General features: G+C 36.0%; 22 protein-coding genes and 2 riboswitches. Of the genes, 18 read left to right on the forward strand and 4 right to left on the reverse strand.

Annotated features, from left to right (window positions below):
• Positions 1-8 precede the first annotated feature (8 nt).
• Entirely contained in the window at positions 9-962 is a 954-nt protein-coding gene (locus tag EJN67_RS00965; protein ID WP_129721418.1) for a hypothetical protein, read from the reverse strand.
• A 476-nt stretch (positions 963-1,438) separates the two neighbouring features.
• On the opposite strand from EJN67_RS00965, the gene EJN67_RS00970 reads away from it, so the two are divergent.
• The 11 genes from EJN67_RS00970 to EJN67_RS01020 all read left to right on the forward strand — a co-directional run bounded on the left by EJN67_RS00970 (position 1,439) and on the right by EJN67_RS01020 (position 12,348).
• A complete protein-coding gene (locus EJN67_RS00970) occupies positions 1,439-2,704 on the forward strand; it encodes an HNH endonuclease family protein (protein WP_129721419.1) in 1,266 nt (421 codons plus the stop codon).
• A gap of 91 nt (positions 2,705-2,795) precedes the next feature.
• Positions 2,796-2,897, forward strand: a riboswitch (purine riboswitch).
• A 191-nt stretch (positions 2,898-3,088) separates the two neighbouring features.
• Complete coding sequence (locus EJN67_RS00975) at positions 3,089-4,504, forward strand: NCS2 family permease (protein WP_129721420.1); 1,416 nt, start codon at positions 3,089-3,091, stop codon at positions 4,502-4,504.
• Positions 4,505-4,596: 92 nt separating this feature from the next.
• The gene (purE, locus tag EJN67_RS00980) at positions 4,597-5,094 is read left to right on the forward strand and encodes a 5-(carboxyamino)imidazole ribonucleotide mutase (RefSeq protein ID WP_129721421.1); all 498 of its coding nucleotides are present in this window, start codon (positions 4,597-4,599) and stop codon (positions 5,092-5,094) included.
• Between the two features lie 43 nt (positions 5,095-5,137).
• Complete coding sequence (gene purF / locus EJN67_RS00985) at positions 5,138-6,550, forward strand: amidophosphoribosyltransferase (protein WP_129721422.1); 1,413 nt, start codon at positions 5,138-5,140, stop codon at positions 6,548-6,550.
• Between the two features lie 13 nt (positions 6,551-6,563).
• Positions 6,564-7,592 carry a phosphoribosylformylglycinamidine cyclo-ligase gene (purM, locus tag EJN67_RS00990; protein WP_129721423.1) on the forward strand — a complete coding sequence of 343 codons (1,029 nt, stop codon included), beginning with the start codon at positions 6,564-6,566 and terminating at the stop codon, positions 7,590-7,592.
• Entirely contained in the window at positions 7,589-8,206 is a 618-nt protein-coding gene (gene purN, locus EJN67_RS00995; RefSeq protein ID WP_129721424.1) for a phosphoribosylglycinamide formyltransferase, read from the forward strand. The genes purM and purN overlap by 4 nt, the downstream gene beginning before the upstream one ends.
• 17 nt (positions 8,207-8,223) lie before the next feature.
• The gene (gene purH / locus EJN67_RS01000) at positions 8,224-9,771 is read left to right on the forward strand and encodes a bifunctional phosphoribosylaminoimidazolecarboxamide formyltransferase/IMP cyclohydrolase (protein ID WP_129721425.1); all 1,548 of its coding nucleotides are present in this window, start codon (positions 8,224-8,226) and stop codon (positions 9,769-9,771) included.
• 21 nt (positions 9,772-9,792) lie between these two features.
• Complete coding sequence (purD, locus tag EJN67_RS01005; RefSeq protein WP_129721426.1) at positions 9,793-11,052, forward strand: phosphoribosylamine--glycine ligase; 1,260 nt, start codon at positions 9,793-9,795, stop codon at positions 11,050-11,052.
• A 202-nt stretch (positions 11,053-11,254) separates the two neighbouring features.
• Positions 11,255-11,653 carry an SHOCT-like domain-containing protein gene (locus EJN67_RS01010; RefSeq protein WP_129721427.1) on the forward strand — a complete coding sequence of 133 codons (399 nt, stop codon included), beginning with the start codon at positions 11,255-11,257 and terminating at the stop codon, positions 11,651-11,653.
• Positions 11,622-11,981: a hypothetical protein gene (locus EJN67_RS01015; RefSeq protein ID WP_129721428.1), complete on the forward strand. Its 360-nt coding sequence runs from the start codon at positions 11,622-11,624 to the stop codon at positions 11,979-11,981. Before EJN67_RS01010 ends, EJN67_RS01015 begins: the two co-directional genes overlap by 32 nt.
• Before the next feature lie 25 nt (positions 11,982-12,006).
• Positions 12,007-12,348, forward strand: coding sequence for a phage holin family protein (locus tag EJN67_RS01020; protein WP_165000668.1), 342 nt, complete (start codon positions 12,007-12,009; stop codon positions 12,346-12,348).
• 6 nt (positions 12,349-12,354) lie between these two features.
• Here the strand turns inward: EJN67_RS01020 and dapB are convergent, their stop codons facing one another.
• Genes dapB through EJN67_RS01035 form a run of 3 tightly spaced genes read right to left on the reverse strand, consistent with a single transcriptional unit; the run spans position 12,355 to position 15,064 of the window.
• A complete protein-coding gene (gene dapB / locus EJN67_RS01025; protein WP_129721430.1) occupies positions 12,355-13,125 on the reverse strand; it encodes a 4-hydroxy-tetrahydrodipicolinate reductase in 771 nt (256 codons plus the stop codon).
• Positions 13,126-13,161: 36 nt separating this feature from the next.
• Positions 13,162-14,040: a 4-hydroxy-tetrahydrodipicolinate synthase gene (gene dapA, locus EJN67_RS01030; RefSeq protein WP_129721431.1), complete on the reverse strand. Its 879-nt coding sequence runs from the start codon at positions 14,038-14,040 to the stop codon at positions 13,162-13,164.
• A 7-nt stretch (positions 14,041-14,047) separates the two neighbouring features.
• The gene (locus EJN67_RS01035) at positions 14,048-15,064 is read right to left on the reverse strand and encodes an aspartate-semialdehyde dehydrogenase (RefSeq protein ID WP_129721432.1); all 1,017 of its coding nucleotides are present in this window, start codon (positions 15,062-15,064) and stop codon (positions 14,048-14,050) included.
• Positions 15,065-15,243: 179 nt separating this feature from the next.
• Positions 15,244-15,425, reverse strand: a riboswitch (Lysine riboswitch).
• A gap of 238 nt (positions 15,426-15,663) precedes the next feature.
• Here EJN67_RS01035 and htpG point away from each other — a divergent pair.
• The 7 genes from htpG to EJN67_RS01070 all read left to right on the forward strand — a co-directional run bounded on the left by htpG (position 15,664) and on the right by EJN67_RS01070 (position 23,432).
• Positions 15,664-17,526 (forward strand): molecular chaperone HtpG, encoded by a 1,863-nt coding sequence (htpG, locus tag EJN67_RS01040; protein WP_129721433.1) that lies wholly within the window; start codon positions 15,664-15,666, stop codon positions 17,524-17,526.
• Between the two features lie 127 nt (positions 17,527-17,653).
• Positions 17,654-18,802, forward strand: a complete 1,149-nt coding sequence (locus EJN67_RS01045) for a M20 metallopeptidase family protein (protein ID WP_165000669.1) — start codon at positions 17,654-17,656, stop codon at positions 18,800-18,802.
• 98 nt (positions 18,803-18,900) lie between these two features.
• A complete protein-coding gene (locus tag EJN67_RS01050; RefSeq protein ID WP_129721435.1) occupies positions 18,901-19,722 on the forward strand; it encodes a YesL family protein in 822 nt (273 codons plus the stop codon).
• Positions 19,719-19,913, forward strand: coding sequence for a small, acid-soluble spore protein, alpha/beta type (locus tag EJN67_RS01055; protein WP_394347498.1), 195 nt, complete (start codon positions 19,719-19,721; stop codon positions 19,911-19,913). Before EJN67_RS01050 ends, EJN67_RS01055 begins: the two co-directional genes overlap by 4 nt.
• 50 nt (positions 19,914-19,963) lie before the next feature.
• Positions 19,964-20,698 carry a class I SAM-dependent DNA methyltransferase gene (locus EJN67_RS01060; protein WP_129721437.1) on the forward strand — a complete coding sequence of 245 codons (735 nt, stop codon included), beginning with the start codon at positions 19,964-19,966 and terminating at the stop codon, positions 20,696-20,698.
• Between the two features lie 37 nt (positions 20,699-20,735).
• A complete protein-coding gene (hslO, locus tag EJN67_RS01065; protein ID WP_129721438.1) occupies positions 20,736-21,623 on the forward strand; it encodes an Hsp33 family molecular chaperone HslO in 888 nt (295 codons plus the stop codon).
• Positions 21,624-21,713: 90 nt separating this feature from the next.
• Positions 21,714-23,432: a tetratricopeptide repeat protein gene (locus tag EJN67_RS01070; RefSeq protein ID WP_129721439.1), complete on the forward strand. Its 1,719-nt coding sequence runs from the start codon at positions 21,714-21,716 to the stop codon at positions 23,430-23,432.
• The last annotated feature ends 36 nt before the right edge of the window (positions 23,433-23,468 follow it).

Raw genomic sequence — 23,468 nt, forward strand, 5'->3', positions numbered from 1 at the left:
TTAGTATCTTAATCGTTAAAATATAAGAATAAATCGACAATGTCAGGATAATCCGTGAACATATCTTTGTGGATATCAATCTGTTTAAACAGGAGTTTGAATAATGTATTAAATTCATCTTCTTTTAATGCGGAAATACCTTGTACAGGACCTTCATCTAATAAAGAAACAATGAGAAAAACAATAGAATCTAGTGTATCTGAATCTATATCACCTTTTAAACGAGTTAGAACATTGCATTTATGATAAATATCTAAAGCTGTATATGCTGGAAATACAGAATTAGAGATGGCATTATTCAGAATCCAAACCTGTTGCTCATCTGATAATTTATCAATCTCTCTTAAAGCATGAATTCGACCCCATCCATCTGTCTTTTGAGCTACCTTAAAGATTTCATCATTAGCATCTGGCCAGCTTTTCATCCACCATATACAGTTTAATGAGAATTCATCATAATAAGCAAATACTTTTATAATATCTCGAATATTAGGAATAAATCTTTCAACTGCTCTGATATCTAGCAATTCAAAAATGCCAAGAGCAAATTTAATGATTTCAACTGATGAAGATTTAATTAATTGTTCAAAAGCAAAGGATAGAAAGGCACCTATTGTAAAACCTTTGTCATTATTCATCAAAATATCGTGTAAAGGGTCAATAATTGAAAATAAAGTATTTTCCTGAATAAAATTAGCTAGCTCAACTAGCAAATTATTTTCTAGGTTCTCATTTTTAGCGAAGGTATTTTGTATTTCTATTATATATGGAGTCAGTCTGTCATTATTAATTACTTTAATATTTGTGTGGTAATAATATACACCATCTAGTGCACCAGGAGCCCATCTAATATTATCTTCATTTCTTGTTTTTAGTATATCATCAAGATTGAAATTATCATTATAGGTATTTGTATTACTAATATTTTCTGAAAGTATTTCAAATATGGATTGATTATTCAAAAAAATCACTCCCTTTATTTCTTAATACTATTATTTAGTCAAAACTGGAATTACCCGTACTTAATTCATCATTATAGAATTTTGGCTTTTTATTATGCCTATTATATTTATATCTCCCTCACTACAAGAAATCTTTAAGCATTCTAATAATATACATTGTATCATAAAAATACCTCTATAAAAATAAATAAACTAATAATATCAAGATATATGAAAACCAGGGAGTAGCAGAAGAACTAAAGGTCAAGGATCATAAGCAAAAAGGCTCTTTTTCTTTGCTTTTCATAATAAATTCATGATATAATATTGTATCATATTAAAAAATATTTTCTTTATAGATAGAAGGTATACTTCTAAAGAAAAATGCAAGATAGAGAATCTTTTATTCTGATAACAACTATTCAATATATAGAAGAAGGACTAGTGTTTACAATAAGGGATATAAATCCAGTTTGTTATATGGGAGGTAAGGGGTAGTGGATATTAAAGAGAAAGTATTTACAGAGCAAAAAGACTTTACATTGTCTCAATTGCGGGAGATGGTTGCTGATGGTGATTTGATAACTAATCCAGATTATCAAAGGGATTATGTTTATAATGATAAACAGGCATCAAAATTAATAGAATCTATATTAATCGGTATCCCAATTCCAACTATATATCTAAGTGAAGAAGATGAAGGAATATATTCAGTAATTGATGGTCAACAGAGGATTACATCTTTTGTAAACTTTTTGGATAATAAATTTAAATTGAGCGGACTTAAAGAATTGATAGATTTAAATGGCAAGTATTTTAAAAATTTAGAAAAAGAAATACAAAGGAAATTGAAATCTTCTACACTTAAGGCTATTTGTATTTTAAAAGAATCTAATCATCTAAAATATGAGATTTTTGCTAGATTAAATCAGGGCTCAGTTTCTCTCAAACCTCAAGAATTACGTAATTGTATATATAGGGGACGATTTAATTCTATGCTTGAAGAAATTGCAGATTATAATAACCAGTTGCCATTATTATTTCATGATAGTAATAAACGGAAGACTTACCAAGAACGCATTTTGAGATTCTTTGCATTGCGTAATTTCACCGAATATGGTAGTTCTATGCTGCAAACGATGAATAAATACATGGAGATACATCAAAATGATTCACCAGAAGAAATAAATAAGCAAAAAACATTATTCAATGGAACAATTGACATTGTAAAACAGGTACTTGGGGATAATGCTTTTGATGCCTATGATCGTGAAAAAGGGATTATGAGCAATAAATTCAGTGGTTCGGTTTATGATTCTATTGTTATTCCCTTTTCTTTTTTTAGTAAGCATGAATTAATGATACATGCGAATGAAATTAGGGTATCAATTGATGAGCTTAAAATTAGTAATGAGGAGTATCAAGAATGTACATATGCTGCTACAGGTAGCAAAAGAAGGGTGACTGGAAGAATAATGATTGTTTATAATTTGCTGAAAAAAATTACTGGTAGTATGGGAAATGATGAGGGAGATAGAGTGTTTTCAGCAAGTATAAAGAAGGAGTTATGGAAATCGGGATATATTTGCTCATATTGTGGTAATGAAATTTTAAATATAGATGATGCAGAAGTAGACCATATTGTTCCATATTCTCAAGGAGGTATGACTGAAATTTCCAATGCACAATTGCTTCATAGGCATTGCAATCGCGCTAAAAGTGACTCAATAGAATCAGATTGGGAAGAAGATGAGGATATATAATAGATACAAATCAAAAACCCGAACGTTTTATTCATAAAATCAAAAAATGTTCAAAAATTCATTGACTTTTTGGTTATGTTTTGTTAGTATAAAGGTGTCAAACGAATAGACTCATATAATCCTGGAAATATGGTCCGGGAGTTTCTACCGGGCAGCCGTAAACTGCCTGACTATGGGTGAATGATCTGCTGTAGCCTTTATACTACTTTATATAGTGTTAAGGCTCTAAGGCTTGAAACTATAAAATGTCAAGCACATGATTCACTCTGGTCGGAGAATCATGTGCTTTATTTATTTTAGAAGGGAGGAGAATTACTAGCTAATAATTATTAGCCTACATACATATTATAAAAATTATAACATTGGGGAGGTTTTGGGATTTCTATGGAAAAGATAGAAAAGTTTTTTAAACTAAAAGAAAATAATACAGATGTAAAAACTGAAATTATCGCAGGTATTACTACATTTTTTACTATGGCATATATCATATTTGTAAATCCAGATATACTCTCACAGACAGGTATGGATTTTAACAGCGTAATGATAGCTACCTGTATATCAGCGACTATTGGTACTCTACTTATTGGTCTTATGTCAAACTATCCATTTGCACAAGCTCCTGGAATGGGGTTAAATGCATTCTTTACATTCAGCGTAGTCTTTGGATTGGGTTATACATGGCAGCAGGCGTTGGCTGCAGTGTTTATATCTGGTATTGTATTTTTATTGATTACCATATCAGGTATAAGGCAGACTGTAGTGGAGGCTATACCCCTTTCTCTTAAAAATGCTATCAGTGCAGGTATTGGATTTTTTATTGCTTTTGTTGGGTTTAACAATGCAGGCATAATACATGTCAATCAGGGTCCTATCATTGATATCATAAATGCTACTGATAAGCTGGACAAAGGTGCTATGATTGGAGCAGTAAACAACGCAGGTTCTCAGGTATTGGAGTTTGGTAATTTTGCAGATCCAGCAGTATTATTGGCTGTAATAGGCCTTGTAATCACTGGTATATTAATGGTAAAACAGGTAAAGGGCGCACTATTTATAGGTATATTGGCTACTACCATTATTGGTATTCCCATGGGTGTTACCAACTTGGATGTTGATTTTTCAATGAAGAGCATTACACTAAAAGAAACCTTCATGAAGATGGATTTTGCTGGTTTGGTGTCTGGTAAGGGTGGAGTGTTAAATTCCATTATATCGGTAGTTACGGTGGTATTATCATTCTTTATAGTAGATATGTTTGATACTATGGGGACACTAATCGGTACTGCCAATAAGGCGGGATTCCTTGATAAAGATGGTAATCTGCCAAGAGGTAATAAGGCCATGCTTGCAGATGCCATAGCTACATGTGCAGGTGCTGTTCTAGGAACATCTACAGTTACTACTTTTGTAGAGAGTAGTGCAGGCGTAAGCGAAGGTGGCAGAACTGGTCTTACTTCAGTAGTTGTTTCCATATTATTTTTGTTAGCCATATTCCTTGCACCAGTTGCTGGAATTATCCCAGGTGCAGCTACGGCTCCCGCCCTTATCATAGTAGGCGTGCTCATGATGAGTTCACTTAAAAATATAAACTTTGATGATTTTGAAGAGGCACTTCCTGCCTTTGTTACAATGGTATTAATGCCCTATTCCTACAGCATAGCAAATGGTATTGCTGCAGGTTTTATATTCTATGCAATAGTAAAACTTGTAAAGGGTAAGGCAAAAGAAGTACATCCTGTAATGTACATCTTTGTAGGGCTCTTTATACTAAGATATTTGTTGCTCACATTATTTATGTAAGTTAATCTAGCCAAGAATACGGTCGGTCCTTGAGGCTGACCGATCTTGGCTTTTTAAAACTAATGTATTTTTAGCTTGAGGAGGTTTTATTTATGCCCAAAGTAGCAGTTATAATGGGAAGTAAATCAGATTTTCCCATAGTAGAAGAAACCATAAAGACTTTGAAGGAATTTGATGTAGAGGTGGAAGCTAGGGTAATGTCGGCCCATCGTACCCCGGATATATCTGCTAAGTTTGCTGTAGATGCTAAAGAAGAAGGTTTTGAGGTAATAATAGCGGCTGCGGGCAAGGCAGCTCATCTGCCGGGAGTACTAGCAGCATATACTACATTGCCGGTGATAGGACTTCCCATAAAGTCATCTATGCTAGATGGTTTGGATTCTTTGTTATCAATGGTGCAGATGCCTTCAGGCGTACCGGTGGCTACGGTAGCTATAAATGGTTCAAAAAATGCTGCATTATTGGCTATACAGATATTGTCCATAAAATATCCCCATCTATCTGACAGATTAAATTCATATAAGCGGGAGATGGCAGAGGGGGTATTTAGTCAGGATGACGAATTACAGGTGGAGGTTTCAAAGCTATGAATAAAAAAGATATGCATTGGGGCACATTTATGGGTGGTGCAAAATGATAAACTATTTAAATCATGATATGGATAAATTAAAAGATGAATGTGGGGTATTTGGCATATTTGATAAGGATGGTTTGAATGTAGGGGAGATCACATACTTTGGACTATATGCCCTTCAACATAGGGGACAGGAAAGTGCAGGAATTGCCATATCTACAGGAGACGACATATTATATCACAAGGATATGGGTCTAGTACCGGAAGTTTTTGATGAGAAGATTATCGATTCTTTGAAAGATGGCAAGATTGCAATAGGTCATGTGCGGTATTCCACCGAAGGTGGGAGTTATCTTCATAATGCTCAACCTTTAGTTACCAAGTATAAAAAAGGCAGTATGGCATTATCCCATAATGGAAGTCTTGTAAATTCCCATGCCTTAAGACAGGATTTGGAGGACAAGGGGGCTATATTTCAAACCTCCATTGATAGTGAGGTAATGGCCAATATGCTGGCTAGATATAGTGATGAAGGCTTAGAAGAAGCCATTAAAAGGATGATAAGTGAGGTAAAGGGTTCATATGCATTGGTTATAATGACCGAAGACAAGCTAATAGGCATTAGGGATCCCGATGGTATAAGGCCTTTAGCCCTTGGAAAACTTGATAATTCATATATTATAGCGTCGGAGACGTGTGCATTTGACGCAGTTGGAGCCGAGTATATAAGGGATGTAAAGCCCGGCGAGATAATCATAGTAGATAAGGAAGGGCTTAAATCAATACAGACGCCTACGCCTCTGAAGTCTTCACTATGCATATTTGAATTTATATATTTTGCACGTACAGACAGTACTATAGACGGGGTAAGTGTATATATGGCCCGCAAGGACGCAGGTAGGATATTGGCACTTGAACAGCCTGTAGATGCCGATTTGGTAATAGGGGTACCTGATTCTGGTACAACTGCAGCATTAGGCTATGCAGAAGCATCTGGTATACCATTTGGTGAGGGTCTTATAAAAAACAGGTATGTGGGCAGGACTTTTATACAGCCTAGTCAACATATGCGGGAACAGGGTGTACGTATAAAATTGAATGCCTTGAGGAGAACGGTAAAGGGTAAGAGGATAGTAATGGTAGATGATTCAATAGTAAGGGGTACTACCAGTAAGGCTATAATAGAAATGCTAAGGTTGGCTGGAGCAAAGGAGATACACATGCGGATAAGCTCTCCACCGGTTAAGTATCCATGCTATTTCGGCATAGACACACCAGATCGTGATGAGCTTATAGGGGCAAATCTGCCGGTTGATAAGATTTGTTCTGAAATAGGTGCCGATTCCCTTAGCTATTTGAGTATGGAAGGTCTTTTAAAGACAGTAGAGGGTAGCGGGTGTCACTTTTGTCTAGGATGTTTTGATAGCAATTATCCCATGGATGTGGAAGGGGCATTGATAAATAAGGATTGAGGAGGGCTTTTTGATGGGATTGACATATAAAGATGCGGGAGTGGATGTTGAAGCTGGATATAAAGCGGTATCTCTGATGAAGGATAAAATATCCACTACATTTAATAAAAATGTTATAGGTGGTATAGGAAGTTTTGCCGGCTTATATGCATTGGATCTACAGGATATGAAGGAACCGGTTTTAGTATCAGGTACGGATGGGGTAGGTACAAAGCTGAAATTGGCATTTATACAGGATAAGCATGACACAATTGGTCAGGATTGTGTGGCTATGTGCGTAAACGATATAGTATGCCAGGGCGCAAAACCCCTTTTCTTTTTAGACTATATAGCAACGGGTAAATTATACCCTGAAAAGATAGCCCAAATAGTAAGTGGTGTAGCGGATGGATGTGTGCAGTCTGAATGTGCACTTATAGGTGGGGAAACTGCGGAGATGCCTGGATTTTATGAGGAAGACGAATATGATTTGGCTGGGTTTGCAGTAGGTATAGTAGATAGGAAAAAGATAATAGATGGTTCACGAATACAAAATGGTGATGTCCTAATTGGGCTTCAATCATCAGGGGTTCATAGCAATGGTTATTCCTTGGTGAGAAAGATTGTAATGGATGAGAAAAATAGAATTGATGAATATTATGATGAGCTTGGGTGTACGGTAGGAGAAGCTCTGTTAAGACCTACCCGTATATATGTAAAGGCCGTACTTGGCATTATTAATAAATTTGATATAAAAGGTATATCTCATATTACCGGAGGCGGATTTATAGAGAATATTCCAAGGATGTTGCCAAAGGGATTGCAGGCAGAGATACAGCTTGGAAGCTGGGAGGTAAAACCCATATTCAACCTTCTCAAAACCTGGGGTAATATGGATGATGGGGCCATGTTAAATACATTTAATATGGGCATTGGCATGGTAATGGCCTGTTCAAATGAGAATGCATCAGGCATAATAGACATCTTGAAAGATTTAGGGTATCCTGCAAGCATTATAGGCAGAGTAATAGAAGGTCATGATGGAGTGAGGTTTGTAAAATGAAAAGATTAGGTATACTCATATCCGGGGGAGGTACCGATCTCCAGTCCATAATAGACAATATAAAAAATGGATATATACCTGCCGAGATAGGCGTGGTAATTTCAAATAAAAAGGACGCTTATGGCCTTGTACGTGCTAAGGACAATGGTATACCAGCAGTATACCTATGCAAAAAGCATTATAAAAACAATGAGGAATTTAATTTGGCTATTTTAGATCAGCTACAACAGTATAATATAGATTATGTGGTATTAGCTGGCTATTTAAATATATTATCATCTGATGTTATAAGGGCATATCCAAATAAGATAATAAACATACATCCTTCCCTTATACCGTCATTTTGTGGCAAAGGGTTTTATGGTGAAAAGGTACATCAGGCAGTATTGGACTATGGTGTAAAGGTAACCGGTGCTACAGTCCATTTTGTAGATGAGGGTACGGACACCGGTCCTATCATTCTCCAGCAACCAGTTATGATAAAGGAAGATGATGATCCAGAGAGTTTATCCAGCCGGGTGCTGGAAGTAGAACATAGGATATTGCCCGATGCGGTAAAACTCTTGGTAGAGGACAGACTAAAGATACATGGGCGAAGGGTTATTATTAGATAGAGGAGGTTTTTATTACAATGAAAAGACGAGCAATAATAAGCGTGTCGGATAAAACGGGCATAGTAGAATTTGCCAGGAGATTGAGCAGTTTTGATGTGGAGATAGTATCTACAGGAGGTACTGCTAAAGTGCTTCAAGAGGCGGGAGTATCTGTTACAAATGTAAGCGATATTACTGGATTCCCAGAATGTTTAGATGGCAGGGTAAAGACACTTCATCCCAATATACATGCTGGTATCTTGGCAATGCGCCAAAACAGTGAACATATGAAACAACTAGGGGAGCTTGATATTACCCCTGTTGATTTTGTAATCATAAATCTGTATCCATTTAAAGAAACCATATTAAAGGATGGAGTAAAATTAGAAGAAGCTATTGAAAACATAGATATAGGCGGACCATCTATGTTGAGGGCGGCAGCTAAAAACTATCAGGATGTCACGGTGCTAATAGATCCTAATGATTATGAAAAGGTATTAGATGAGCTAGAGGAAAATGGAGAAGTTAAAAGAGAGACTAAATTCTATCTAGCTGCTAAAGTATTTGAACATACTGCTCATTATGATGCTCTTATTGCTAATTATCTAAGCAAACAGGTAAATGATGAGGAATTCCCTGAGCTTCTTACACTTACCTATGAAAAAGTGCAGACCATGCGCTATGGAGAAAATCCCCATCAGAAAGGTGTGTTCTATAAGGAAGTAGGTAATATCCCCGCTAGCCTTATAAATGCAAAACAGCTCCATGGGAAGGCGCTTTCATACAATAATATAAACGATACAAATGGTGCCATAGAGGCCCTAAAGGAATTTGATGAACCAACTGTAGTTGCTGTAAAGCATGCAAACCCCTGTGGAGTTGGTACCGCTTCTACCATATATGATGCCTATAAAAAGGCATATGATGGTGATCCCATATCCATATTTGGAGGCATAATAGTTGCTAACAGGGAGATTGATGCAGAGACTGCTGCAGAGATAAACAAGATATTTGTAGAGATAGTAGTGGCACCTTCCTATACAGAGGAGGCTTTGGATATACTGTTCAAGAAGAAAAACATCAGAGTGTTAGAGTTAGGGGATATTAATACAAAAACTCCTAAGGGCACATGGGATATGAAAAAGGTATATGGAGGTTTGCTAGTACAGGACTTTGATACTGAGCTTCTACCAGCTATGGAGGATTTAGAGGTGGTAACTGATAAAAAGCCAACGGATAGGGAGATGGAAGATCTCATATTTGCTTGGAAGGTAGTTAAACATACAAAATCCAATGCTATAGTAATAGCGAAGGATAATGCCACTTTAGGGGTAGGTCCTGGACAGACCAATAGGATATGGGCAGCTGAGCAGGCTATAGACAGGAGTGGAGACAAAGTAAAGGGAGCGGTTATGGCATCAGATGCATTTTTCCCATTTCCAGACTGTGTAGAAGCTGCTGCAAAGGCAGGAATTACTGCTATTATACAACCTGGTGGTTCCATAAGGGATGATCAATCGATAGAGGCATGCAATAAATATGGCATAGCAATGATATTTACTGGCATGCGTCATTTTAAACATTAATCTTATAAGGGCGTGAGACGGATGAAGGTACTAGTAGTTGGAGGAGGAGGGCGTGAGCATGCCCTCATATGGAAATTAAAGCAGAGTAGTAAGGTATCTAAAATCTATTGTGCTCCTGGCAATGGTGGTATAGGAGATATGGCTGATTGTATACCCATACAGGCCACCGATGTAGAGCATATGGTGGAGTTTGCAAGGGAAAATGCTGTGGACCTAACCATAGTAACTCCCGATGATCCTTTAGCATTAGGCATGGTAGATGCACTAAATAATGCGGGATTAAGGGCATTTGGACCTACCAGGGATGCGGCTATACTGGAATGGAGCAAGGCATATGCCAAAGATTTTATGAAAAAATATAATATACCCACTGCAAAATATGAGGTTTTTAATGATTATAATGAGGCAATAAAATATCTAGACAAAATATCATATCCTGTAGTCATAAAGGCTGACGGCCTTGCATTAGGTAAGGGTGTTGTAATTGCAGGTAGCAAACAAGAGGCTGTGGAAGCATTAGATGATTGTATGCTAAAGAAGGTATTTGGTAATTCAGGTAGCAGAGTAATCATAGAAGAATTTCTGAGCGGACGTGAGGTTTCCATATTGACTTTTACTGATGGCATGACGGTGGTGCCAATGCTAAGTTCCCAAGATCATAAAAAGGCTTTTGACAATGATATGGGGCCTAATACCGGGGGGATGGGGGCATTTGCTCCAAGTCCATACTATACAGAAGAGGTGGCTAAATATACATATGAAAATATAATAAAGCCTACAATAGAGGGAATGCTCAAGGAGGGCAGGAGATTTAAAGGTATCTTATACTTTGGGCTTATGCTAACGGACAATGGACCAAAGTTATTAGAATATAATGCAAGGTTTGGCGATCCGGAAACTCAGGCAGTATTGCCCCTTTTAAAAACGGAGATCATAGATATATTTGACGCCATAATAGATGAGCGACTGGATGAGATGGATATAAGTTGGGATAACAGATCGGCTGCTTGCGTGGTTATAGCTTCTGGAGGTTATCCAAAGACATATCAAAAAGGCTATGAGATAGAGGGGCTAGATGAAATAAAAAAACATGGGGATTTGTTTATATTTCATGCCGGTACCAAAAAGAAAGAGGATAAGTATTATACCAATGGCGGGAGAGTGCTAGGAATAACATGCATAGGACAAGATGTAATATCAGCTGCAGAGAAGGTATATGATAATATAACAAAAGTGAATTTTAAAGATATGTTTTATCGTACAGATATTGGCAGAGCATAGATAAAAGTCCCTGAATTTCTAGAAATTCAGGGACTTTTATCTATGCTTTTTGATATAATAATTATAAGGAATTGGGAATATACGTTTTAAAATTTATACTAAAATTAAAAAGATTAATATTAAGATTGACAATTATAAGATATAAAACTATACTGATAATATATATTAAAGTTCAACTTTAAATAATAAAAGGGGGATAAAGATGGATGAGAAATTAAAGATCTTGACTATGGTAGAAGAAGGTAAGATAACGGCCGAGGAGGGGATGGAACTTTTAAAGGCATTGGGGGATGAAAATCAATCTGAAAAGTATGGCAAAGATGGTAGAAAGAGATTTTTGCGGATTGATGTACAAGATGGTGAGGAAACCAAAGTAAATGTTAATATACCGCTGGCTCTTTTAAAGGTGGGGGCTAAATTTAAAAATGTAGCATTTAAATTCATTCCCGAAGATGTCCAAAATGAATTAGGGGATAAGGGAATAGATCTGGAAGAGATAGATATTGATGAGCTTTTAAACATGATAGATAATGGAGTACTAGATGGACCATTGGTGGATGTAAATGACGGTGAAGACAAGGTACGTATATATGTGGAATGACATATTATCTAGATTTTGTTTTAATCATACTCTATTGGTAAAGGTTAGGACGGACGAAGGCAAGAGAATAGTAATACCATTATCCCTATGGGCTATGGAAACTACAATTGATTCTGTTGCAGATTTAGTTTGTGTTCTGGAGAGATTTATTCCTGGGCTTAAAAAAGCCGTTTTAAAGAAGGTAAATATTACAGCATTAAATGAAATGAGTTTATATAAGGCATTAAATGCCCTTTACTATATACTGCGTGTACTAAGACGATGTGGGCGTGTAGATCTTGTAAATGTACAAAGTGATGATACTAGAGTATCCATAAAGCTATGTTGATTTATCTGAATTGGAGGATTTAAAATTGAAAAAACAGATTTTAAAATTGGCATGCAATATATTAGCTTTTTATCTAGCTTCCTTGATTATACCTTCAGGTGTGAGTATAAGTGGAGGAGAGGGTTTGGTTATTGCAGCTTTGGTGTTGTGGGTGATCAATATCCTCATAAGACCTTTGTTGCTGCTTATAACCATACCGATAAATGTATTTACACTGGGCATATTCACATTGGTAGTGGATAGCTGGATGATAATGTTAACTGGTAAAATAGTGAATGGTCTTACTATATATGGATTCTGGGCAGCATTTTTGATTGCCCTTATAGTAACATTATTAAATGAAATTATAAACTCAATAAAACAATAAGGGAGCCTAGTTTAGGCTCCCTGTTTCTATTAGATCATCCATATTATAAAGATTAGGTGTTTTACCTATCAAAAATTTTGCAGCTTGAATTGCACCTATTGCAAATATCTGTTTTGAAAAAGCGGTATGTTTTATCTCTATGACTTCATCTTGACCGGCAAAAATTATACTATGTTCACCTACTATAGTACCACCGCGTATGGCATGTATCCCGATCTCGTTTTTAGAGCGCTTATCATTTTTAGAGTGCCTTCCATATGTGTACTCTTTTTTAGGATTAAGCATACTGTTTATGGTATCAGCCAGCATATATGCGGTGCCGCTGGGCGCATCCACCTTTTGGTTATGATGTTTTTCAACTATCTCTATATCGAATTTATCTCCAAGTACGCATGCAGCTAGTTTAGCCATTTCACCTGTTACATTTATACCCAGTGACATATTGGCTGATTGGAATATGGGGATGTTTTTTGATTTTTCTATTATAAGATTCATATTATCTTCTGAAAGACCAGTAGTTGCTATTACTACAGGTATTCCTCGCTTTTCTGCCGATTCTATTAGTGCTGGTACGGCTGTATGCACTGAAAAATCAATTATAACATCCGCAGATACTTTGCATTCTTCCAGGGATTGATATACGGGAAAATCTTTTTCTACTTTGTCACTTATCTTATCGATGCCAGCTACTATATTTATATCTGGATCGGACATTGCTACCCGGGTTACTACCTTACCCATTGTACCATTACAGCCATGTATTATGATATTTGTCATTTGTTATTCTCTCCTCATTGTTAACTATATACTAATCTATATTTCAAGTCCATAATCCATCATGCGAGTTTTAAGCAGTTGAAGGTTCTTTTCAGAGAGTTCAACCAGAGGCAGACGTAAGTTCCCCATATTGAATCCCATTAAGTTAAGTGCAGTTTTTACGGGGATGGGATTTACTTCTGAAAACAGTGCATCTATAAGAGGCTTTAACTTGAATTGTAACTCTCTGCTCCCGCCTACATCGCCGTGCAAAAATTTCATGACCATGTCATGGGTATCCTTAGGTGCTATATTTGCCACTACAGATATTACACCCTTACCACCTAGGGAAAGTATAGGAACTACCATATCATCATTTCCGGAATACATGTCCATATTTGGACATAACCTAGCCATTTCAACAGCCTGGGTTATATTGCCGCTAGCTTCCTTGATGCCAGTGATGTTTTTGATCTTTGATAGTTCTAATAATGTTTCCGGTTTTATATTAAGTCCTGTACGCCCAGGCACATTATATATTATTATAGGTAGATCTACTTTTTCAGCAACAGCATTGTAATGAGCTACAAGACCCTTTTGCGATGTCTTATTATAGTAGGGTGTAACTATCAAAAGGGCATCTGCACCCAATCCTTCCGCATCTCTTGAAGCTTTTATGACTGAATCTGTACAGTTCCCACCTGTACCGGCTATGACGGGTACTCTTCCATTTACCTGCTCAACGGTAAATTCTATTACTGCATTCCGTTCTTCTAGTGACATAGTGGAAGGTTCTCCTGTCGTACCGCATACCAGTATGGCATCGGTAGACTGGGATATTTGAAATTCTAAAAGGTTTTTTAGAGTATCAAAGTTTACACCACTTTCATTGAACGGGGTAGATAGGGCAACACAACTACCGGTAAAAATACTCATAATATTATCACCTTTCTAACATTCCATTTTCCCAATATTCAATGACCTTTTCAGCAATCTGGATGGTATTTGTGGCTGCTCCTTTTCTGATATTATCTGCCACCACCCATAGATTTACGCCGCTGTCCACACTGAAATCTCGTCTTATTCGACCCACGAAGACTTCATCTTTGCCGTCTGCTGTCACAGCCATTGGATACTGGTTGTTTTCTGGATCATCTACTACCATCAGGCCAGGGAAATCAGACAATAATTTTTTTAGTTCATCAAGTTTAAAATCCTTTTTAAATTCTATATTTATAGCTTCACTATGGCAATTGAATACCGGGACCCTTACAGTAGTAGCTGTTATTTTTATATTAGGATCTCCTAATATTTTGTGGGTTTCATCAATCATCTTCATTTCTTCCTTAGTATACCCATTATCTAGAAAACTGTCTATATGGGGCAGGCAATTTGAAAAAATGGGGTAGGGAAATTTTTGTGGAGCTTCGCCTTTTATGCCATTTTCAAGATCCAGATAGCCCCCGCGGCCTGCACCGGATACTGCCTGATATGTGGAATATACTATTCTTTTTATGCCATATGCATCATAAAGTGGTTTTAATGGCACCATGGCTTGAATAGTAGAGCAGTTTGGATTGGCTATTATGCCATTATGTTTTAATATATCCTTTGGATTTACCTCAGGAACTACGAGGGGCACGTTGTCATCCATACGCCATGCACTGCTATTGTCGATTACTACTATGCCCTTTTTGGCAGCTATGGGAGCAAATTTTTTACTAACAGAACCACCTGCAGAGAATAGTGCTATATCTATATCCTTGTCATCAAAACATTCTTCAGTAAGTTCTTGAATGGTATGTTTTTCTCCCATGAAATCTACTTGTTTGCCAGCTGATCTTGAGGAGGCAAACAGATAATATTTGCTTACAGGTAGCTTTCTATCTTCTAATACTTTTAAAAAGGTCCGACCTACCATGCCAGTAGCTCCAACTATAGCAATATTGTATTTTTTCATTTGATTTCCTCCTGTTTATTTATAATATCCACAACCTATGAGTTTAAACCATCCTCAATAATTATGATATGCACTATAAAAAACGGTTGTGAGATTAGTTTTTAAAAAATAAAAACGGCTGATAGAACACCAGCCGCCTCCGTCGCAAATGATATATGGGTAGCAAAACCCGTCCAACGAAGACAGTCAGCGCTCCATCAATTAAAAAACTGATGACAGTCCAAAGATTATTCATCCATGAACCAGGAAACGACCATATGGGAGGGTAGTTTCCTTCGGCGATTCCTCCTTTTGATCATGTTCATAGGAGCCCATACTCCTCATATGACCTACTTATAGAAAACGCACCTCTAAACTGTCTAAAAACATCATACATTTTTTTAATAATAACATTCATATATGTTGTTGTCAAATATTTTTTGATATTTTGCAGATTTAAGCATCTTGTTCTTGACTATAACAGAAATAATTGCTAATATATTATTAGCACTCAATACAGGAGAGTGCTAATAATATATACATAATGGATGTAAAACGGCCTCTACTAAATAGAAGAGGTTGTTATAAATAATAAAATATTATGAAAGGAAATGATAAAAATGGCTACAAAAGAATTTAAAGCAGAGTCTAAAAGATTGCTTGATTTGATGATCAATTCAATTTATACAAATAAAGAAATTTTTTTGAGAGAGCTCATATCAAATGCAAGTGATGCTATTGACAAGAGCTATTACCGCTCCCTTGTAGATAAAAATATTACTTTTAATAAGGATGATTTTTATATTAGGATCACTCCAGACAAGGAAAAAAGAATCCTTACTATAAGCGATACAGGCATAGGTATGACAAAAGAAGAACTGGAAAACAATCTTGGTACCATTGCAAAGAGTGGGTCCCTTGCATTTAAAAACGAGAATGAAATGAAAGACGGAGTAGATATTATAGGACAGTTTGGAGTTGGTTTTTATTCTGCATTTATGGTAGCGGATTTAGTAACTGTAAAGAGCCGTGCCATAGATTCTGATAAGGCATATAAATGGGAATCAAGTGGTCCAGAAGGCTATGATATTGAGGTTTGTGAAAAAGAGACTGTAGGAACGGATGTTATATTAAGGATTAAAGAAAATACTGAAGATGAGAATTATGATGATTTTTTGGATGAATATAGGATAAGATCATTGGTAAAGAAATATTCTGATTTTATAAAATATCCAATAAAAATGATTGTAAAGAAAAGTAGGTTAAAAGAGGGCAGCGAGGATGAGTATGAAGACTATTTCGAAGATGAGATTTTAAACAGCATGGTGCCAATTTGGCGAAAGAACAAAAATGAATTAAAGCCAGAGGATTATGATCAGTTCTATATGGACAAACACTTTGGCTATGAAAAACCGTTGAAAGTAATACATACAAAGGTAGAAGGGGTGGTAAGCTATAATGCCATACTCTTTATTCCTTCTAGAGCACCCTATGATTTTTATACAAAGGAATTTCAAAAGGGACTTGAACTTTACTCAAATGGTGTGTTGATAATGGAGAAATGTGCCGATCTACTTCCTGACTATTTTGGTTTTGTACAAGGCTTAGTGGATTCTGCTGACCTCTCTCTCAATATTTCAAGGGAGCTTTTGCAGCATGATAGGCAGCTTAGATTTATTGCAAAGAAAATAAATGATAAGATCAAGAAAGAGCTTTTATCCATGCTTAAGGATGAACGGGAAAAGTATGTGGAATTCTATGGGAATTTTGGTAGACAGCTTAAATATGGAATTTATTCTGATTTTGGAACGCATAAGGAAGAATTGCAAGATTTGTTGATGTTCTATTCTTCTACGGAGAAAAAGCTTGTAAGCCTCGATGAATATGTTTCCCGTATGAAAGAGGATCAAAAACATATATATTATGCTACGGGTGAAAGTATAGAAAAGATTGAAAAATTACCACAGACGGAAATGATAAAGGATAAGGGCTTCGAGATATTATACTTTACAGATGATATCGATGAATTTGCAATCAAGATGCTTATGAATTATAAGGATAAGGAATTTAAGTCCGTTTCCAGTGGAGATTTAGATTTTGATACTGATAGCAAAAATACCGATGAAAACAAGGATATATTTGATTTTATGAAGGAGGCCTTAAATGGTAAGGTTAAGGAAGTTAGGGCTTCAAAACGCTTAAAGACCCATCCCGTTTGTCTTGCAAATGAGGGAGAGGTATCCATCGAGATGGAGAAGGTACTTAATATGATGCCAGATAATCCAAATATCAAGGCAGATAAAATATTAGAAATAAATACGAATCATGAAATGTTTGATGCCATAAAGAAGGCTTTTTCAGAGGATAAGGATAAACTAAAGATGTATGCAAACCTTTTATATAATCAGGCATTATTAATTGAAGGGCTTCCCATAGATGATCCTGTACAATTTGCAAATGATGTATGCAGTTTAATTAAATAGTGTGTTAAAAATCATGGGCAATACTTAATTGTATTGCCCATGATTTTTATAATTTAAAGATAAATATGAAGATATATCTTGTATATGTTATAATATACTAAAAAATGAAGCGTTTATGGAGGGTGGCATGGAATTTACAAATATAGAATATTTAAAGGATGAAGTGGTAAAGTACAGGCGACAGCTTCATGAGCATCCAGAGATAGATAATGATGTAGATTATACTAGAGAATACATACTAAAGCACCTAATAAGATGCAATTTTGACAGGATAGAAGTTATAGCCTGCGGTATAAAGGCAGTTATGGTGGCAAAAGACCCAGGCTATACATTCGCTTTTCGAGCTGACATGGACGGACTCCCTATAGCTGAAGAGACGAAATTATCATTTGCTTCTAAATGGGAAGGATATATGCATGCATGTGGACATGACGGGCATATGGCCATGCTTTTAGGATTTGCCAGGTGGCTTGGCGATAATAAAGGGCATTTAAAGCACAATGTTGTGCTTATATTCCAACCGGCAGAAGAGACAGAAGGTGGGGCACTTAATATGATAGATGGGGGAGTATTGGAAAATCCAGAGGTAGATGCAATTTTTGGATTTCATATAATGCCCGAGATACCACAAGGGTCTTTTGGTATAAGTCCGGGGACTATTATGGCACAAACCTGTGAATTTGACATAGAGATAATGGGTAAAAGTGCCCACGGTGCCATGCCACATAAAGGGGTGGATGCCATACTTGCCACTAGCTTTTTTATATCATCCCTTCAATCTGTCACAAGTAGGATGATAGATCCTATGCATAATGCAGTTATAACGGTAGGCAAATTAGAGGCGGGAGATAATCGCAATATATTAGCAGAATATGCAACAATACAGGGTGTTATACGTACGTTTTCAGATGCGGACTATAAAAAGATAAAAGATGACATACAAAGTCTTTTGAAGGGAATAGATAGGGGATTTAAAACAGTCAGCAGCTATAAAGAGGTAGTATATTATCCCCCAGTGCAAAATGATGCTTATTGGACGAATACGATAAAACATATGATAGATGATCATAAAGTAATGGAGATAACGCCTATTATGATAGCGGATGATTTTTCCTATTATCAACAAAATGTGCCCGGAGTATATATTTTTTTAGGTAGCAATGATCAGAAAATGGGATATACAATGCCCCTTCATAGCAACAAGTTCGATTTTGATGAAAAAATATTGATGGATGGAATAAAATTATGCATAAAAATAGCCTGCTCTGGCTATTGAATAAAGTACAGAGCTTTGATTTAAAAATGTATTGAACTTGAAGTTAAAGGCTGTTACAATGAATTATATAGAATAATCAAAATAGGAAGGGTTTTTTAATGTTTGGTGGATTTTTTGATAAGATGTACTATGGTGATCCTCGTAAGCCCGATTTAGATAAAGAGGATGTAAAAAACGTAGGCCGTTTTAAACTGTTCTTTACCGTACTTCAGGTGCGTTTTTGGAAATTGGTACAGCTTAACCTGATGTATGTACTTTTTTGGATACCTACATTCTTTTTAGTATATACTCAAGCTTTGGTATCCATAAAGCTCCAAGAACCACTGAGTCTTCTGTTCTTTTTACTGCTTATTCCATGCTTATTACTTACGGGTCCAGCTACAGCTGGGATAACATATGTTATACGTAATTGGGCAAGGGACGAGCATGCTTGGATATGGAGTGATTTTAAGGACGCCTGGAAGCAAAATTGGAAAGAAAGCCTTATAATAATGCTAATAAATGGTTTAGCTCTTATGCTGTTCTATGTAAATATTAGATTTTATAGGGGAATGGTGGCAAAGAGTTTTGGATTTTTAGTGCTCTATTATTTTATCTGGTGCATAGGTATAATCTATTCCATGATGAATATGTTTATATTTCCCATGTTGGTTACCTATACGCTAAATGTTAGACAGATACTTAAAAATGCCTTTATATTTACCATGGCAGAACTACCTAGGACCCTCGGAATATTTGCAATAGCTGTAGGCATATTTATTGCAACTGTTGAACTTTATACTATTCCAGTATTTATTATAGGATTTACGTTACCTGCTTTGGTAGTGAATTCGTATACTAATTGGGTTTTTGACAAATATATAAATAAGAGACTGAAACAACAAAATGAAGCTCAAGATGAAGTAGAAGAACTGGAATAACACAAGATAGAGGAGGAACAGTTTTGAAGAAGGCTGTTAAGGTAGATCCAATCAAAATAGAGGTAGCAAAAGAACTTGGATTGTGGGAGAAGGTACAAAAGGAAGGATGGAGCGGACTTACGGCACAGGAGACGGGGCGCATAGGCGGTTTTATTGGTAAAAGAAAAAAAGCCATGAAAAAGGATAAATAGTATTAAAAAAAGCCTTCTTATAAGAAGGCTTTTTTTAGGAGGTGAATACAGTGTACAGGAATTTTGCATATGTATATGATAATCTTATGGAAGATTACAATTATCCGAAGTGGATAAATTACATACGAAAAATATTCGATAGATGTGGCGTAGTACCAAATAATGTAGTGGACCTTGCATGCGGTACTGGAAGTATAACCATAGGCCTGGCAGATAAAGGTTATGCTATAACAGGTATAGATCAATCGGCAGATATGCTTAATGTGGCAAAACAAAAGGCTAGGGCGAAGGGTTTTGATATACAGTTTATATGTCAGGATATAAGATATATAATGCTCCACCATCCAGTAGATGCCATAACATGCATGTGTGATGGATTTAATTATATACTGTCCCTTCAAGAGCTTGAAGAAGCGTTTAAAAATATATACAAATTGCTAAATCCAGGTGGAATATTAATATTTGATATAAGTTCATATTATAAATTATCCAGTATTTTGGGTAGCAATACTATGGTAGATACTGATAATGAGATAAGCTTTATATGGCAAAACCATTTTGACAAAAGTGATAAGATATGCCAAATGGAGCTTACTTTTTTCGTAGCTAAAGGAGATCTATATAAAAGGTTTGATGAGGTGCATTTTCAACGGGCTTATACTAGGGAAGAGATAACGGAAGCTATTTATCATGTTGGTTTTGATAGTGTATCTTGTTATCACCCGTTTACTTTCGATCAAGCCAAAAAGCGGGCGCATCGTTTAGTCTTTGTAGCTCAAAGATAGCCTTAAATAAGAATTTGGTAGAAAGGATAAATTGACTATGAAAGATTATATAGTGAGGGCAACGGCAGCAGATGGATATATAAGGGCTTTTGCTGCAAATACAACTGTTATGGTAGACAATGCACGGAAAATACATGGACTATCTCCGGTGGCATCAGCTGCTTTAGGGCGTACAATGACAGCTACGACCATGATGGCGATAGACTTAAAGGACGATAATGCAGAAGTCTCCACGATAATAAAAGGAGGAGGGCCAATAGGTAATATAGTTGTAGTAGCAGTGTCAAGTGGAAGAATTAAAGGCTATGTATCAAATCCTAAATTGGATTTACCTTTAAAACCTAATGGGAAACTAGATGTATCATCTGCAGTCGGCAAAAATGGTACTATTACTGTTATAAAGGATTATAAATTAAAAGAACCATATATAGGCCAGACTAAATTAGTTTCAGGAGAGATAGCAGAAGACATTACATACTATTTTGCAGTTTCGGAGCAAAAGCCGTCGGCAGTTATTTTAGGGGTATTGGTAGATAAGGATTTCAGCATAGATGGAGCAGGAGGAATAATTTTACAACCTATGCCGGGTGCACCTGATGAGGTTATAGATCATATAGAAAACAAGATCTCTTCTGTAGGTTCTATATCCCATAGAATAGCTGAAGGGCAGAAACCGGAGGATATTCTATGGGATATGCTTGGAGATTATGGTTTAAAAATAAACGATAAGGTTTATCCATATTTCGAATGTGATTGTAACAAAAAACGTTTGGAATCTGTTCTTATAAGCCTTGGTAAGGACGAATTAGAGGATATGATAGAAAAGGATGGTCTGGCTGAGCTTACTTGCCACTATTGCAATAATAAATATGTGTTTACGAAGGATGAGCTGGAGATATTGCTTAAACAGGCATTGGACAAATAGCTTTCCAAAAAATCCTATAAGGTATGGAGCACCAACATATATTGTGTTATAATAATATGTAAATACTATTGGTTTAAATGGGAGATTATTATGGCAAAAGAATTATTTGCAAGGAATAAAAGTAACGTTATTCCATTCGATCAGGATGGAGAATTTTTTTATAGAAAAGCGTGTAAGTATGTAAAAGATAATAGATATATAGATGCTTTAAATTTTTATCGCAAGGCAGTGGAAAAGGAACCAGAGAATATAGATTATATGTTGGACTTAGCAGAGGTTTTTACAGAGATGACATATTTTGACGAATCGAACAAATTGTTGTTTTCCATTTTGGAAAATGATGACTCTGTATCTGACTGCTATTTTGGCTTAGGTTGCAACTTTTTAGGATTGCAGGAATACGATAAGGCTGAGGAATGTTTTGAAAAATATCTAGATAGGGCGCCTAATGGAGTATACTATGAAGATGCAAAGGAACTTCTGGAGATTTTAAGGGATGAGCAATTTTATCTAGATGTTTTTGATGAATTTGAATTTATTGATCCAAAGATATATAAAATGGCGAGCAAGGGCAAGGTATTATTGGATGATGGAGAATATGAAAAGGCGGCAAGACAGCTGCAAAAAGTGTTAAAGTTAGATCCAACGCTGGTATTCGCTAAGAATAATCTGGCACTTGCATATTTTTGTATGAGCAAACTGGATAGGGCTATAGAATTGAGTAAAGAAGTACTGGATGTATTTCCATCTAATGTTCATGCAAACTGCAATATGGCTATATTTTTGCAGGAAAAAGGAGATAGTGAAGGAAAGCAAAAATATACAAACAGCATTTTAAACCTTCCCACCGATGATGTGGAGGATCTCCATAAGATGGCTGTAACTCTGTGTGAATTAAAGGAGCATCAGAAAGCTAATATATATCTAAAAATGCTTTTACAGTATAAACCGTATGATGTTAAAATATTACATTATACAGCTGTATCTGCTTTCAATTTAAGAAGATTTCGAGAAGCAATGGAGTATTGGGACAAAGTTGATAAATTGTCCCCATACAATACCATAAGCAATTTTTATAAACGCTATACTCAGAATCTTTTGAGATATAATGGAGAATTTAAGGAATTGCCTTATGGATTTCAAGTACCATATGAAGAAGTAGTTTTTAGGGTAAAAAAGATAAACGAAATATTCAATACACCTAAAAGCGAACTAAAAGAAAAATGGGAGAGTAATGACTCTCTAAAGGCTTTACTTATCTGGGGATTGGAGCTCAATGATGACACCATAAAAAGGGCCATATTAAATACTGTTGCTTCCTTTGGAGATCAGAATGCTGAACGCTTTTTACGGGATTTTATATTGAGACGGGATGAAAACAAAGACTTAAAAAAAGATGCTTTGACTATGCTAAAGCAAATAGGGGCAAAGGAACCTTATATTGCATACGTAGATGATAATATAGTAGAGGTAAAGGTAAATATAATAGACATGAGCCGCATAAAGATACCCAAGGAGCTTCAAAATATTGCGGATTTTACCATAAGTAATATGGAAGATAGATATTCCAGTGGTTATCAGGAACAGATAAAGGATTTATGGGTCAAATTTATAAAGGCTCAATATCCGGACAAAGTTCCTAGGATACGGAAAAAAGAGGCATGGGCAGCAGCATTGGAATTATACTATTGTATGAAAAATGATATAAAGATAAGCAAGGGCGAAATAATTGATTATTATGGAATAAGCTATAAAACCCTTGATACTAACTATAAGAAATTGGTAAATGTATTGGAAGTACAGGCATGATAGATACCTCCTTAGAATATGCATTATATTGAGTAT

Origin of the sequence: Xylanivirga thermophila, assembly GCF_004138105.1 — a bacterium.
Lineage (GTDB): Bacteria > Bacillota > Clostridia > Caldicoprobacterales > Xylanivirgaceae > Xylanivirga > Xylanivirga thermophila.

Coding starts and splice junctions, on each gene's coding strand:
- EJN67_RS00975 (WP_129721420.1), top strand. CDS start 3,089: ATGGAAAAGATAGAAAAGTTTTTTAAACTAAAAGAAAATAATACAGAT.
- purE (WP_129721421.1), top strand. CDS start 4,597: ATGCCCAAAGTAGCAGTTATAATGGGAAGTAAATCAGATTTTCCCATA.
- purF (WP_129721422.1), top strand. CDS start 5,138: ATGATAAACTATTTAAATCATGATATGGATAAATTAAAAGATGAATGT.
- purM (WP_129721423.1), top strand. CDS start 6,564: ATGGGATTGACATATAAAGATGCGGGAGTGGATGTTGAAGCTGGATAT.
- purN (WP_129721424.1), top strand. CDS start 7,589: ATGAAAAGATTAGGTATACTCATATCCGGGGGAGGTACCGATCTCCAG.
- purH (WP_129721425.1), top strand. CDS start 8,224: ATGAAAAGACGAGCAATAATAAGCGTGTCGGATAAAACGGGCATAGTA.
- purD (WP_129721426.1), top strand. CDS start 9,793: ATGAAGGTACTAGTAGTTGGAGGAGGAGGGCGTGAGCATGCCCTCATA.
- EJN67_RS01010 (WP_129721427.1), top strand. CDS start 11,255: ATGGATGAGAAATTAAAGATCTTGACTATGGTAGAAGAAGGTAAGATA.
- dapB (WP_129721430.1), bottom strand. CDS start 13,125: ATGACAAATATCATAATACATGGCTGTAATGGTACAATGGGTAAGGTA.
- dapA (WP_129721431.1), bottom strand. CDS start 14,040: ATGAGTATTTTTACCGGTAGTTGTGTTGCCCTATCTACCCCGTTCAAT.
- EJN67_RS01035 (WP_129721432.1), bottom strand. CDS start 15,064: ATGAAAAAATACAATATTGCTATAGTTGGAGCTACTGGCATGGTAGGT.
- htpG (WP_129721433.1), top strand. CDS start 15,664: ATGGCTACAAAAGAATTTAAAGCAGAGTCTAAAAGATTGCTTGATTTG.
- EJN67_RS01045 (WP_165000669.1), top strand. CDS start 17,654: ATGGAATTTACAAATATAGAATATTTAAAGGATGAAGTGGTAAAGTAC.
- EJN67_RS01050 (WP_129721435.1), top strand. CDS start 18,901: ATGTTTGGTGGATTTTTTGATAAGATGTACTATGGTGATCCTCGTAAG.
- hslO (WP_129721438.1), top strand. CDS start 20,736: ATGAAAGATTATATAGTGAGGGCAACGGCAGCAGATGGATATATAAGG.
- EJN67_RS01070 (WP_129721439.1), top strand. CDS start 21,714: ATGGCAAAAGAATTATTTGCAAGGAATAAAAGTAACGTTATTCCATTC.